The following is a 385-nucleotide window of genomic DNA, read 5'->3' as shown; positions in this document are numbered from 1 at the left end:
ATATTGCGGGATCGCCCGCGGCCAGCGGATGAGCTGTCTGAAAACGGGTTCGCCCGTCACCCCCATCGTGACCGTCATCTCACGCTGAACCACCTTCAGCAGTTCGTCATCTGGCAGGGCGGTCAGGTCCGGGCGGTTCACCCCGCCGACCAGAGCTCGCCACAGGACGTGCCCCGGCGGGGCACGGTCCGGGAACGTGCTGCTGCACCACTGCACGCCGAGTACGTCCCGCCGGGTGTTCTGCGGGGCGATGTACCCGAACCCGTCGGGGCGGACGGGGGCGTCCGCTTCGCGGTAGCCCAGCACGGCGATATGAACTGGCGCGTAGCGAATCCCACCGATCAGTTCGCCAAGGCGGGAGTTGAGCAGAGTGAGCGGTTTCGCC

Annotated in this window: 1 protein-coding gene; it reads right to left on the bottom strand. The window is 67.5% G+C overall.

What is annotated here, in order from left to right; genetic code table 11:
* The coding region (locus AC066S_RS40030; protein ID WP_478272100.1) for a protoporphyrinogen/coproporphyrinogen oxidase at positions 1–385 on the bottom strand (385 nt) is incomplete at both ends.

Source organism: Bradyrhizobium sp. CFUWI (genome assembly GCF_056429085.1).
This window is presented reverse-complemented; position numbering and strand designations above follow the sequence as displayed.